Genomic DNA, 13,640 nt, shown 5'->3' on the forward strand with positions numbered 1-13,640 from the left:
AATAGCTTATTTTAAGGAAACTTATTTATTATTTGAAGATAAAGCTTTTATAAATTTTAACACATTGCTTTGTTTAACTACATTATTCTAAATAAACCCTTTAAAGTCCTTACTCAATTTACCGACGAGAACGGACGCACTACACTAAAGGATTTTGTACCAATACCTAATATTTACCCAGTGGGTCGGCTAGATTATGATAGTGAGGGTTTGGTATTATTAACCGACGATAAAGCATTGCAGCATCGCCTTTCTGATCCCAAATTTAAAATTGAAAAAACGTACTGGACGCAGGTTGAAAATATTCCGGACGAAAAAGCTTTGCAAAATTTGCGCGATGGAGTCTTGCTTAAAAATGTTAAAACATCGCCCGCTAAAGCCGCGTTACTGCCATCCGAACCTATATTATGGGAACGTAGCAAACCCATTCGGTTCCGGCAAAACATTCCGACAAGTTGGGTGCAGATTTCCCTCACGCAAGGTATGAACCGCCAGGTACGCAAAATGACAGCTGCAGTAGGTTTTCCCACCTTACGGCTTATCCGGGTGAGTATTGGTCCGTTGAAAATTAGCAATTTAGCTCCGGGAGAGTGGCGATATTTGACTACAGAAGAAGTAAAAGCTTTAAAACAAAGTGCTCGCTAAGTAATGCATAAAGTAGCGAGCTAATTACAAGTAATAGCAAATGCCGTTAGTGTCTATAATCGTCTCTTTCAGCGTAGTGCATAGTTAGGGAGCCAATTCCCAGTTAAAGTTAGTTTAAAAAACGAAATACAGCTATTTACGGGAATTCCTATGTTTGATTGGAGCCTGCCCAAATAGTAGATGTAAGCGGGAACCACGCACCAGCATATAGCCAATTTGACTTTATCCTCATACATGCTATTGGTTTTCCTGCCTGAATAACCAACCACAGATTATTTTGCCCGTTTAAGCATAAATCTATGGAGAAATAATAGATTAATCTGGCAGATTTTTCCGGGTTAAAAACTATTATAAAATAAGTAAAATGGTAAAATGACAATATGTCACGAAAGACACCCAAATTACCGCTTGGCATATCCCTTGATACTAGTGCAGTAACATTTACTGAACAGGATTACATAAAATAAAACTATATATAAAATGGGAAAAATAATAGGCATTGACTTAGGAACTACCAACTCGTGCGTGGCTGTAATGGAGGGTAATGAGCCGGTAGTAATTCCGAACAGCGAAGGCCGGAGAACAACTCCTTCTATCGTGGCTTTCCTGGATAATGGTAACGGTGAACGGAAAGTGGGAGATCCGGCGAAACGCCAGGCAATTACCAACCCTAAAAATACCATTGCTTCTATTAAGCGTTTCATGGGCCGGGGCTATTCCGAAGTTACTTCTGAATTAAAGAACGTATCGTACGAGGTAGTACAAGGCAGCAATAATACCGTGCGCGTTAAAATTGGCGATCGCCAGTATACGCCACAAGAAATTTCGGCAATGGTGCTGCAAAAAATGAAGCAGACTGCCGAAGATTATTTGGGCACCAGCGTGAGCGAAGCCGTTATTACCGTACCGGCTTACTTTAACGATGCCCAGCGTCAGGCTACCAAAGAAGCCGGGGCTATTGCAGGCTTAGATGTTAAACGGATTATCAACGAGCCTACTGCCGCGGCGTTGGCTTACGGTCTCGATAAAAAACATAAAGATCAAAAAATTGCTGTTTATGACTTAGGCGGGGGTACCTTTGATATCTCTATCCTGGAATTAGGCGATGGCGTTTTCGAAGTACTTTCTACCAACGGTGATACGCACTTAGGTGGTGACGACTTTGACCAGGTAATTATTAACTGGTTAGCCGATGAATTTAAATCGGAAGAAAACATGGACCTGCGCCAAGACCCTATGGCTTTACAGCGTTTGAAAGAAGCCGCGGAAAAAGCAAAAGTAGAATTATCCAGCTCGCAGGAAACGGAAATCAACTTGCCGTACATCACGGCTACGCAAACGGGTCCGAAACACTTAGTACGTAAATTAAGCCGCGCTAAATTCGAAGCTTTAGCCGATAGCTTGGTTCGTCGCTCGATGGATCCGGTTCGCCAAGCTTTGAAAGATGCCGGCGTAAGTACTACGGATATTGATGAAGTAATCTTGGTAGGTGGTTCTACCCGGATTCCGCGTATTCAGGAAGAAGTAGAAAAATACTTTGGTAAGAAACCTTCGAAAGGCGTTAACCCGGACGAAGTAGTGGCAATTGGTGCGGCCATTCAAGGTGGGGTATTAACCGGTGAAGTGAAAGATGTGTTGTTGTTAGACGTAACGCCGCTTTCATTAGGAATCGAAACGATGGGTGGCGTTATGACCAAACTCATTGAATCGAACACTACTATTCCAACCAAGAAGTCCGAGACTTTCTCAACTGCTTCGGATAATCAGCCCAGCGTAGAAATTCACGTGTTGCAAGGTGAGCGTCCAATGGCCCGCGATAACCGTACTATTGGCCGGTTCCACTTAGCCGATATTCCGCCAGCGCCACGGGGGGTGCCGCAAATTGAAGTAACTTTCGATATTGATGCGAACGGTATTTTGCACGTATCGGCCCGTGATAAAGGTACTGGTAAAGAGCAGAAAATCCGGATCGAAGCTTCTTCTGGTTTATCCGAAGCCGAAATCGAACGCATGCGTCAGGAAGCGGCCGCTAACGCCGATGCGGACCGTGCCGCTAAGGAGCAGGTAGAAAAATTAAATACTGCCGACTCGATGATCTTCCAGACGGAGAAACAGTTGAAAGAATACGGTGATAAGTTATCGGCTGGTAATAAATCCGCGATTGAAAGTGCTTTAAGCGAGTTGCGTACCGCCCACGGCAGCAAAGATATTGCTGGTATTGATACCGCCATTAACAACCTGAACAACGCTTGGCAGGCTGCTTCGCAGGAAATGTACGCGGCTTCTGGCGCGAACCCAGGTGCGGGGGCTGACCCAAGTGCTGGTTTCGGTGGTCAAGGCCAAGGTGGTCCATCGCAAAACGGTAACGGCGCCGCCGACCATGTAACCGACGTGGACTACGAAGAAGTGGATGGGAACAAGTAATTGAATCTTACCCATATAAATATAAAGCCTTCCTGATTTTTCAGGGAGGCTTTTTTGTTTTTAAAGCAAACTACTGGCAAACGTAGCTTCTAAACCAGTTTAAAATAGTAAATTAGGCTATCTCTGTAAACGTTAATGTTATGAAAAACTTCTACTTTATAGGTATACTTATTATTCTGCTATTCTGCCAAAATATACTTTTGGCCCAGAGCCCGGTTTATAATAACCGCATTCTGGTAGTAGGAGGTGGCGGGGCTCGGGGCGCTTGGGGAGCAGGTTTTGCAAAACATCTTACGGAGAAATACAAAGGTTCCTACAAAACGGTTTATGGTACCAGTACGGGCAGTTTAATGGCGCCTTTAATTGTTTTAAATGACTTTGTGACCTTAAAAACCGCTTATACTTCAGTTACGCAACGCTCTATTTTTAACGTAAATCCCTTTAATCGAAAAACCGGCGAACTAAAAAAAGTACCGGCTTTTTTTCGCTTGTTAATAGGCAAAAAAACGTTTGGCGAGAGTAAAAACCTGCGAAAATTAATAGACCAGTTTGTAAGCCTGCCACAGTACCAACAAATTAGAAACTCACCGGACAGCTTGCACTTTACAGTTACTGTAGTGGATCTAAAAACGGGAAAGCCGGACTATAAATCATCAAATAAAATTGCCGATTTTGAGCAAATGAAAAACTGGATGTGGGCTTCCGGCAACGAACCTTTATTTATGTCTTACTACCCCAAAAAGGGACCTCAAGCCTATGTGGATGGCGGAGTATTAGAGAATGTGCCATTGAAAGAAGCCCTACGATTCGCTATAAAAAATGCTAATATTCAGGATATTGACGTTATTATTAATAAACCAATTCATCCTTTAGTAGATACTACTTTTCGGAAACGCGGCATTTTGCAAGGCTTAACCCGATTGATTGACTTATGGTCGATCGAGATTCGGGACGATGACACGCTCATTCCGCAGCTAGTAGCTTTGGCGGTAAATAATCAACTGACCAGGCAACTGGTAGCTGCCGTACATAAAACTAACGGGGAAACTATTTCATTATCTAAGCCAGATAGTATAAACATTCATTTGTATTATTTTCCACCGGAATTATTTACTAAACTCAATCAGAAAGAGTTATTACTAGATAAAAAAAGAATGACCGAAATGTGGGAGGCCGGAGAAGCTGGTAAAGAAGACCCCAACCCTAAATTTGACATTAGCTCCCTCATTAATCCTCAAATTTTAAATTCTACTTCCCACTTGATGAACCTGAGAGCCAGCGAAAAAGCAGATCAACCCATTACCATTCCGAAGGCTTTGTTAGAAAATTTTCTGAATGGCTTGAAATAAACTTAAAGAGGTAACAGAACAACTGGAAACTGCCAAAATTACGAAAGTAACCTACTAAACCGTTACGAATAAATAAGTTGCCGACGTTCTCATGCCACCGCAAAGCAAACCAAAAGGTGGGAGGCTACGGCCCGAAAGAGGTTGCGGCTTCCGGGCCGGCCATTGGGAAGGAAAAGGAGCAGGAGAGAGTTTACCTGCTGAGAGGGAAAACAGGTTATCTAGAGTTATTTGATATGGTAATTAACTCATCTGCGATTCAGATGAGTTTATGGTTGAAGGCGAATTGGATGAGGCTGCCTGTGTTTGGTACATTGGTTTTTTCAATTATTTTCTGGCGGTGCGTATTAACCGTATGAAAACTGATGCTGAGCATATCCGCAATAATTTTGCTGCTGTAGCCATCGGCAATTAACTTGAGTACCTCTTTTTCGCGCTTGCTTAGTAAAGCTTCGAACGGTGATGATTCTTCGGTGGAGGTAGAAGTACACACCAGGCAAGTTTCGTTTTGCGGCGATATTACGGAAGCAGTTAAGCCTTCGGTTTTTTTCCAGTCGGTAATGTCGGTGCAAACACCCAGCAAATATCTGACACTGCCTTGGTTGTCGGTTTGCAAAATAGTGTTTTGTTCCAGCAGGCGGGCGTACGTTCCATTGGCTTTTTGTAGCCGGTAATCGCAGTTAAAGCGATATTCCTGGCGATCATTGGTAGGTAGAGCGAGTAAAAATTCCCAGACTTGGCGCATGAGCTTCCATAAATGAGTCGCATCTTCCGGATGAACCCGGTCTTTGGCAAACTTCATTCCTCCCTGCATCCATTCTTTGGGCTCATAACCAAGCAGCCTTTGAATATTACTGCTCACGAAAACATACTTTTTCGTGCGTAAATCAAAAACCCAGGTAATACACGGGCTAATAGTCAGAGTCGGGGTATTGGGAACCAGATGCTGAAAGCTGGTTTCATCCAGATCGGGGGAGTAAGGCTGGTTTTGCCATAATTGCACTAATTCTCCGTAGGACTTACCCGGAGAGCGACGGCTCATGGAGGTTTCTGATTTTTTCATGTCATAAAATCATTTAAAAGAACAAACCTGACTGTTTGGTACTGTTTCGCCGGACAGAACAAAGCTCTTTTTTTATTGATGACCGAACAAGGGGAAGGTTAACATGCCAAACCCGTGATTTTTAATAATATTTAGCTAGTTTACGGGTTAAAGAGGATGATTATCAGGAAGTTTAATGGGAAAAATCACCTATTTTTAAGTAAAAGATTAGTTTAAATTAGCGGCGGGTTAAGTACCTGTCTTTCCGGTACTTGTTGTTTATGTAAGTAAAAGCAGTTTCACCTTAATATTTTAAATGTCATGGCCGAGCAAAACGCAAATCTTTCCGCTATTACCCAAGGTTGTACCAACTTCCGCAACCATTTACGAGATAAACTAGAACTCGAAAACTTTAATGATTTTATTTTTTCTTATACTTTCCCCATTGAGGAAATAGAGAATTTACAAGATAAAGCCAGAGCAATGGGTAAAGAGCCGGTTTCGCTGCGGCTTTATTATGGCTGCGACGAAAACGGTAAAAATCATCAACTGTATATGGCTTTGTTGGATGCTAATCGGGAAGTTATCGTGGACTCCAGTGAACACAGCCATTCAAAACAAGTTAAGCCTCAATTAACTGATCCCGGTAATGTAAGTTTTGTTGTGGCAAGTGTGCCAACCCTCGAAAGAAAATGCCCACCTGGCGGCACCAGCAGCGATCGTTTACTAAATGGCATATTTTCTTAATTTTTTACTCCGGGAAACATTATTTTAAGCGGCTATTTTATTAACCGCTGGTATAAAATTTTACCTTTTTCCGGAGAAAATAACAGCTACACTCTTGCTATCTGGGCACTTAAACGGCTCAGATAATATTCCTTCCCTCTATCTCCCGAAGTTTTTACGATGCTGTTGGCAGTACTATGATTGATGTTTATTTAAATATCTCTTTTTTGATTATAATTCTGGGGCTGTTTTTTGTAAAAGCCAGACAGCTTACCCGGGAACAAAAAATTATTGGCTTTATTGTATTGGTAACTCTACCTTTTGAACTTTACGCCGGGTATTTACAGTCGTTTACCATTAACAATTTGTTTGTTTATCATCTATTAATTCCCATTCAGTATAGCTTTTATGCCTACATCTACTACTGCTACTTAGAATCTAAAATAATTAAAAAGTTGATTCTGGTTTCCATTGCGCTGGTGATGGTAGCCGCCGTTGCTTTGGCCTTCACTATTCAGCCGCCCGATACCTATAACTCCTACGTAATTATTCTTAGTAATTTTTTTATAAGTATTTGGGTGTTAATTTACTACCGGCAACTTTTTGTGCAGCTAAAAATAACCGATTTAAAAAGCGAGCCTTTATTTTGGATTAGTAACGGCTTATTATTTTTCTCATTGGGCGATTTTTTTGTGGAAGGACTGATGAAAGCCCTCTTAGATCAATCGTTATGGATGGCGCGCTGGAATTATTATTACATTTATTTACCCTTACTCTGTACCCTGTATATCACTTTTATTATTTCGTTTGTGTGCCGCGATCTTTTTAAAAAGCCCAATATGAGCTTATAACCATGGACGAAGTATCTATAATTGTTATATGTGGTACTATCATTTTTCTGCTGACAGCAGGTTTTATTATATCTTTATTTTATTCGTACAAGCAACGGCTAGTTGCTTACTTGAGAGAGAAAGAAGAACTTAAAATTATTTTTCAGAATGAAAAACTCAAAGCCCAACTGGAAATGCAGGAACAAACCTTTCTTAGTATTTCCCAGGAAATTCACGACAATATCGGCCAGATACTTTCTCTTACCCGGCTTAACATCAGTACGATTAAACCGGATGATTACGCGGCAACCGAACATAAAATTATTACCAGTAAAGAGCTCTTAGATCAGGCCATTGAAGACCTGCGCGATCTGTCTAAAAGATTAAATACGCAATTTGTTACGCAACAGAGTTTATCGGCTTCGTTGCAGTTTCAATTAAATTTAATTCAGAAAGCCGGTTATCATACCACCACGCTGGAGGTACACGGCGAAGAAGAAGTTACCTTAGACCCCGAAAAAAAATTAATTATTTTCCGGATTGCGCAAGAAACCTTTAATAATATTCTGAAACATGCCGAGGCCAAACATATTTCGGTAGTATTAGTTTACCTGCCGGATAAAACTATTCTGAGCATTAAAGACGATGGCCACGGTTTTGAAGTCGCGGATAAGGTAGATGCTCAAGTTCCGGTGAAGGGTATCGGCACGTATAACATGTATTATCGGGCGCGCCTGATAGGGGCGGAGTTCAGTTTGCAAAGCCAACCCGGCGAAGGCACTTTGGCGCATCTGGTTTTACCTGCCACCTCTTAAACCCACTTGTATGCAAACCAGCAAAGACAAAAAAGTTGTTTTGGTAGATGATCATAAACTGTTCCGGAAAGGAATGGTAGAATTAGTGAATGGATTTACGGGCTACTCGGTAGTGTGGGAAGCAGAGAATGGGCGAGATTTTATTCAGAAATTGGTGCCCCAGGATCTGCCCGATGTGGTACTATTAGATATTAGCATGCCGGTAATGGATGGTTTCGAAACCGCGCAATGGATGGAGCAGCGCTACCCGGAAGTAAAACTGCTAGCTTTATCCATGCACAACGATAACGAAACCATCAAGAAAATGCTTAAGTCGGGCGTAAACGGGTACGTTCTGAAAAATGCTGATCCGGCCGAACTTCGACTAGCGCTGCAAACCTTGGAAGAAGAAGGCTCTTACTATTCTACCCGCGTGGCCTCTATTTTAATTGAAGACTTGCATAAACCCAAAAAAGTTAAAGTAGAACTCACCGAACGGGAAACTGAATTTTTGAAACTAGCTTGTACCGAACTGTGCTATAAAGCTTTTGCTCCCATTTTAAAAGTGCATCCAAGAGTAGTAGAAGGAATTCGGGAAGGATTATTTAAAAAACTGCAAGTAGAATCCAGGGTAGGATTGGTACTTTACGCGATTAAACACAGCATTTTTAAAGTAGAATAAGCAATACTACTTAGAAATTAAGAAATCGTAACTGAAACAATTAATAGCTTATTGCGTGAAGGCTTGAAAAGCCTCCATTTAACGGTGCTAATGCGATGGAACCGTACCCTGTATGCCTCGTGGCCGGCGGGCCTCGTTTGGCTCTTCCGGGCGGGAACGTGCGCAGCACGCTCCTACACGTCGGAATGCTAAAGCACCAGAACCTTAGAAGGCCCTCCACCGCCAAACTGGTGTCAACTTTTCTTAGCTACTAATTCTAATTAGTTTAAATTTTCTGTTTGTTTCTATTTGGTATTATAATCTTTAAGAATCCATTCTTTTACCACTTGCCAGATTTCTGCATTCCGACACAAACCCTTAGTTGAAAGAACCTCACTTAATATTCTGTGATCAGGGGTTGGGTATGCCTAGACTAGGCAGCACGTATTTTACGGTGAGACCTACATCAATTCTTTTCGCAAAATCTTTGGTTGCCGAAATTTTATTGGTCAAATCACTGGACTCAATAAATAACCCCCCGGCTACTTTGCTCTTCGGAAATAAATAAAAACCCAGACCGGCTTTGTAAACGGAATATTTATTCATTCGTTTCAGCCGGCCGTACCCGTGTAAGGCAAAGTTAATTTCGGAAGCCGGGGTAATGTAATGTACGGCATCTAAGCTGTAGGTATGCACCATTTTGGTAAGGTAGCTACCCGAAAAAGCATCTACTTCTTCTTCAAAAATACGGGTAGTTTGGCCGGTTCTTGGATCAGTTATAATGGTTTGTTGTTTAAATTTTATTGGAGTAAGTTCATCGATATTATTTACCCGGCCCACATCCCAGGAAGCACCCAAAGAAGTAGCTCCACCAATGAGCACGGTATAAGCCAGCTGGGTAGAATAGTCCCTGAATTTTTCCTGAAATAATTGCTCATCAAAGACCCGGGAAGCATCGAACAAAGTATAATTGGCTACTTGCCCACCTACCCTTAGGGTTAGCCAATCTTCGATGGCTATTTGCCGGACGCCGTGCAATACGGGTTCACCGGTTTTACCAATGGCTGGAAAAAGCAGCGAGCGTTGACCGGCGAATAAACTAGCCGAGGTACCGGGAGTAAAACTACCGTAACTAAATAAATTACTTAAACCACCGGCCGCCGAACCAGCCACCGAAATACCCCAAAAAAAACGATTACGCTTAAGGGGAGCGGTAAAATTCTCCTGCGAAGCCGAACGAGAATAAAAATACTGAAAGCGAATACTGCTGTTCTCGGTATTCACCCCAAAATAACCTAAGGGCGCCAGTATGGAAGTTCTACCTTCCCCATCTTCAAAAATAGGCTTAAATATCTGAGCCTGGCTCGTAAAAGGGATAAAGACGGTGACTAGCAAAGCACCTAAACAACTAGGGTAAAATTTTTTTATCATAAAATTTAAAATTTTATCGATCCTCTAACTGCCGAATAGCCTTTTTCAATCATTCCACGGATGGGTTCTGGGGTAATGTCTTTATCGTCGAGCGAAATTTTTAAACTCCAGGTAGTTTTATTCCAACCGGTACAATGCACGTAATAATCCAGTTCGCCATCAATGGGGAAATCATTAATAGCAATGCGGTACACGTTATCCAAAGTGCGGGTGAGGGCAATTACGTAACCTTCTAGTTTAAATAACTGCAGGGTGGCTTCGGTACTTAATTCTACGGCTACTTTATACGTTTTGGCCATTGTTTAACGGGGTTTATCGTTTCTTATTGCTTCTCTAAATCCATCCGAAATAGTCCATTTCAAAATTTAAATGACTAAGTTCGGAATGCGGTAACCTAATTCGGCAATTGCTTCAGGAGTAGCGAGGCGGGCATTTAGGTCTACTTCTTCCAGCACTAATTTAGTAGGCCGGTCATCCTGGTAAATGTCCTGCGCGGCGGGTAGGATTAATTTTGTTAGCTCCTCAATAGTGCCAATATTTACCTGGTAAGTTTCGGCATCTTCAAATTCCATAAACCGTTCCGTAGCTAAAACCTTTATTTTTACAGTTTTTGGTTTTACAATTTTAGCTTTCCGGAGTAATTGTTCTTGTCCCATTAAAAAGCCTACGCGGTATAATTTTTCTTCGTCTTTGGTAAACACCACTACTTTCCAGAACAAAGTCGGCAATTGTAGAGCTTTGCCCAGTACTTTGGTTACAAATACGGGATCAGAAGGGCAAAGTACCGGCCCGGTAAAAACCGAAATCCGTAAATTATTCGGTACACTTTCGGTGTGCAGAATGTAATTTTCTAGATCGGCCCAAATTTGTTGGTTCAGTTCGGCGCGTTGCGGTACGGCGTTGGTAAAATAGAAAGTAGTATCAGCGGCGGCCCGAGCCTCTAAAACTGTTTGACCCCATTGTACATCTTCGCGTTTGGCCATGTGGCCTTTATCAAAATCACTTTTGCGGGCTTTGTACAATTCCTCGCCCCATTGGTGTACAGCACTAATCCGACTGTCTTTGCGCCAATTATCGGTACGGGAAACTTTTTTAAACAAGCGACCATCAATGTTCGCGGCCACAAAATACGGGAAGCCCCGCGATTGACTTAATGCCAGACTGTAATTGATATAGTGCGCCAGGTTATTCGGGCTGCCTTCTACGGGAGCTAAATCGGCTTGTTGCTCGGCTTGTAACAAGGGCAACGAAACGGGTAAGGCCGAATGAATAAAAGACGTTGAATAACCTCCGTAGTTTTTGAAATTTGCCATAAAATATGCTTTCGCTCTGCCCGAAGATTATCTTTTTAACCTTAAGAGCGCGTTTCTTTTTGCTTTTGGTTTAAGTAGTTTAATAAATTATGGAGTTGAGGATTGCCGGACGCATCGTGAAATTGAATCCAGTGCTGCTGATTTTGGTCTTCTACCCGAATAGTATATTTTTTCTGGTCGGCACCGTGGTTAACTTCCGGCTCCAGGTTGGGTAAATCAAAAAATTGGGCTTCGTGGATTAGTTGGTGCAGATGGTTGGCTTCGTCGGGTGACAGCACTTCGCTGTTTAATTCCAGCGGCTTATTTAATCCCGGAAAAAAACCAAATCCACCTTCGGGTTTAAAATATACTTTCATAGTAGATGTAGTTAGGGCAGCTTTTTGCTTTTCTTAAAGGTACGTTTTTACGGCCGCCTTATCACCAAAAACCCGGGCAAAATTGACGATAATACCCGGTAGTGCCCGCTGTAATTTTACCAGCGGGCACTACCGGGTACAATAAAATACATTTGAACCCCAACAAGTTAAGCTTTAACACACGTAACTACTTATAGTTTAAAAGCACGGATTGTAAAATCTTATGGCGGCTTACACCACGGAAGAAATGCCCACTTGGTCCCAGGCTTTAGTTACGGCAGCTTCGGCTTTAAAGCGTTTGGCGTTCTCGATGGTTAATTCCGCGAACCGTTGGAAAGTAGCATTAGGTTTTAAGCGGGTATCAAGTAAGGTTTCGTACCAAATTCGGCCGGATTTTTCCCAGGCGTTGCCCCCAATGGCGGTGGCCACCAGGTAAAAAGCGTGATTAGGGATTCCCGAATTAATGTGTACCCCGCCATTATCCTCGAAAGTGGTTACAAAATCTTTCATGTGCTTGGGCTGCGGATCTTTGCCCAAAACCGGATCATCGTAAGCCGTACCCGGATCTTTCATCGACCGGATTGCCGCGGGCTTACCCTTGCTGCCTTTTACTTTGTCAGTGAATAATTCCGCGCCTATTAACCAATCGGCTTCTTTGGCGGTTTGTTTCAGGGTGTATTGTTTTACCAAGGAGCCAAATACATCGGATACCGACTCGTTTAAAGCCCCCGATTGTCCGGAATATAAAAGCTGGGCTTCGTCTTCAGTAACGCCATGGGTTAGTTCGTGCGCAATTACATCCAGAGAAAGCGTAAACCGGTTAAATAATTCGTTATCGCCGTCACCGAAAACCATGCGTTGCCCATCCCAGAAAGCATTCGCGTAATCTACTCCGAAATGAACTGTTCCGTTCAAGGGCATGCCTTCATCATCAATGGAATTACGCTTAAATTGTTCCCAGAAAAAATCGTAGGTAACGCCTAAACCATCGTAAGCTTCGTCGGCGGCCAGATCACCGGAAGGCTTACTGCCTTCCGCCCGTACAATAACTCCCGGTAAGGTTTGTGTTTGATTTGCCGAAAAAATAGTTCGCTGTTTTTCGCCGGCTACTAAAAAAGCCGAAGGTCTTTTCCGGCGTAAACCCGCTGTTACTCGGGTGCCCGTACGAAGATTACGAAAGGTCATATCATCGCTCAAAGCTTGTAAGGCTACGGAGCGCTGCTGATCGTTCCCGTTTTGGGCAATAGCTCGTAAAATGTAAGGCGGTAAAATACAGAAAATAGAATGCCGATGTTGTTGTTGAAACTTCCCCATTATTCAAGTTTTAAACTGTTTAAACTATTGGATAACGCAAACTAAGGTAAGACTATGTTGCTTTCAGATATTATCAAGTAGCCTCATACTAATTATTTAACGAAATGTTTGAGTTAGGGAGGTAATTTTACTAAAAAATTTAGAGTAAATAACTAATTATTTTAGTTATTATGAAGGGTTTTTACTTTTGCTGATCTTATTTTCTAATAATCGGGAGTAGGTTTCTAGTTTTATTAGGCTTTCTTCCAATTTTTTTAGTTCTTCTTTTATGTTCGGCTGGCTCGTGGTTGGGAGCGCTTCAGCGGTAGTAGGTGGTAGGAGGGTTTGTTTTGATTTAGCTTCCAGAGCCAAGGCAGCAGTCTTTGCTTCTGCCAGAACTTCCTGGACATCCTGCAGTACTTTTAAGGTAAATCCACTAGTCGGCGAAAACGATAATTCGCTTAGTTTAGGTAAAACCAGAAGAAATACTAAAAGCCCGGTACTCAGCAAAAAATAAGGATAAATAGATTCGCGGTTGTTTTTAAGATCCTGAGCGTAACTAACACTTCGTTTAGGAATGGGCCGGAGTGTATTCTGATTAGGCGTTGGTGCTTGGGAAACAGTACTATTTTCCTGGGCATAGTTATCCTTTATAAGAACTTCATTGGAGATTAACATTGACGTTCCTAAGATTAAAAGGAGAACGGGAATGACCAGGAGCCACCGGTAGTAATTAGCCATGTGTTTTTTATTTATTCTTTCAGAAAATTAATGTTACG

14 protein-coding genes are annotated in these 13,640 nt (G+C 42.2%); 7 read left to right on the forward strand and 7 right to left on the reverse strand.

Features of this window, described 5'->3' with window-relative positions; genetic code table 11:
• Positions 1-69 precede the first annotated feature (69 nt).
• The 3 genes from AHMF7605_RS26700 to AHMF7605_RS26710 all read left to right on the forward strand — a co-directional run bounded on the left by AHMF7605_RS26700 (position 70) and on the right by AHMF7605_RS26710 (position 4,418).
• Positions 70-645 (forward strand): pseudouridine synthase, encoded by a 576-nt coding sequence (locus tag AHMF7605_RS26700; protein WP_106932996.1) that lies wholly within the window; start codon positions 70-72, stop codon positions 643-645.
• 480 nt (positions 646-1,125) lie between these two features.
• Positions 1,126-3,069 carry a molecular chaperone DnaK gene (gene dnaK, locus AHMF7605_RS26705; RefSeq protein ID WP_106932997.1) on the forward strand — a complete coding sequence of 648 codons (1,944 nt, stop codon included), beginning with the start codon at positions 1,126-1,128 and terminating at the stop codon, positions 3,067-3,069.
• 140 nt (positions 3,070-3,209) lie between these two features.
• Positions 3,210-4,418: a patatin-like phospholipase family protein gene (locus tag AHMF7605_RS26710; protein WP_106932998.1), complete on the forward strand. Its 1,209-nt coding sequence runs from the start codon at positions 3,210-3,212 to the stop codon at positions 4,416-4,418.
• A 256-nt stretch (positions 4,419-4,674) separates the two neighbouring features.
• Here the strand turns inward: AHMF7605_RS26710 and AHMF7605_RS30875 are convergent, their stop codons facing one another.
• Positions 4,675-5,478, reverse strand: coding sequence for a LuxR C-terminal-related transcriptional regulator (locus tag AHMF7605_RS30875; protein ID WP_106932999.1), 804 nt, complete (start codon positions 5,476-5,478; stop codon positions 4,675-4,677).
• Between the two features lie 300 nt (positions 5,479-5,778).
• Between AHMF7605_RS30875 and AHMF7605_RS26720 the strand changes: the two genes are divergently transcribed.
• From AHMF7605_RS26720 to AHMF7605_RS26735, 4 genes are all read left to right on the forward strand, one after another.
• On the forward strand, positions 5,779-6,204 hold the full coding sequence (locus AHMF7605_RS26720; RefSeq protein ID WP_106933000.1) for a hypothetical protein: 426 nt from the start codon (positions 5,779-5,781) through the stop codon (positions 6,202-6,204).
• A gap of 206 nt (positions 6,205-6,410) precedes the next feature.
• Entirely contained in the window at positions 6,411-7,034 is a 624-nt protein-coding gene (locus tag AHMF7605_RS26725) for a hypothetical protein (protein ID WP_146153681.1), read from the forward strand.
• Positions 7,035-7,036: 2 nt separating this feature from the next.
• Complete coding sequence (locus AHMF7605_RS26730) at positions 7,037-7,828, forward strand: sensor histidine kinase (protein WP_106933002.1); 792 nt, start codon at positions 7,037-7,039, stop codon at positions 7,826-7,828.
• Between the two features lie 10 nt (positions 7,829-7,838).
• On the forward strand, positions 7,839-8,489 hold the full coding sequence (locus tag AHMF7605_RS26735; protein WP_106933003.1) for a response regulator transcription factor: 651 nt from the start codon (positions 7,839-7,841) through the stop codon (positions 8,487-8,489).
• A 390-nt stretch (positions 8,490-8,879) separates the two neighbouring features.
• Here the strand turns inward: AHMF7605_RS26735 and AHMF7605_RS26740 are convergent, their stop codons facing one another.
• From AHMF7605_RS26740 to AHMF7605_RS26765, 6 genes are all read right to left on the reverse strand, one after another.
• Positions 8,880-9,899, reverse strand: coding sequence for a hypothetical protein (locus AHMF7605_RS26740; RefSeq protein ID WP_106933004.1), 1,020 nt, complete (start codon positions 9,897-9,899; stop codon positions 8,880-8,882).
• A gap of 5 nt (positions 9,900-9,904) precedes the next feature.
• Positions 9,905-10,198 (reverse strand): hypothetical protein, encoded by a 294-nt coding sequence (locus AHMF7605_RS26745; protein ID WP_106933005.1) that lies wholly within the window; start codon positions 10,196-10,198, stop codon positions 9,905-9,907.
• A 66-nt stretch (positions 10,199-10,264) separates the two neighbouring features.
• A complete protein-coding gene (locus AHMF7605_RS26750) occupies positions 10,265-11,212 on the reverse strand; it encodes a DNA/RNA non-specific endonuclease (protein ID WP_106933006.1) in 948 nt (315 codons plus the stop codon).
• Positions 11,213-11,253: 41 nt separating this feature from the next.
• A complete protein-coding gene (locus AHMF7605_RS26755; protein WP_106933007.1) occupies positions 11,254-11,568 on the reverse strand; it encodes a protealysin inhibitor emfourin in 315 nt (104 codons plus the stop codon).
• A 231-nt stretch (positions 11,569-11,799) separates the two neighbouring features.
• The gene (locus tag AHMF7605_RS26760) at positions 11,800-12,882 is read right to left on the reverse strand and encodes a M4 family metallopeptidase (RefSeq protein WP_106933008.1); all 1,083 of its coding nucleotides are present in this window, start codon (positions 12,880-12,882) and stop codon (positions 11,800-11,802) included.
• Positions 12,883-13,050: 168 nt separating this feature from the next.
• Entirely contained in the window at positions 13,051-13,602 is a 552-nt protein-coding gene (locus AHMF7605_RS26765; protein WP_146153682.1) for a hypothetical protein, read from the reverse strand.
• Between the last annotated feature and the right edge of the window lie 38 nt (positions 13,603-13,640).

Origin of the sequence: Adhaeribacter arboris (assembly GCF_003023845.1) — a bacterium.
Taxonomy (GTDB): Bacteria; Bacteroidota; Bacteroidia; order Cytophagales; family Hymenobacteraceae; genus Adhaeribacter; species Adhaeribacter arboris.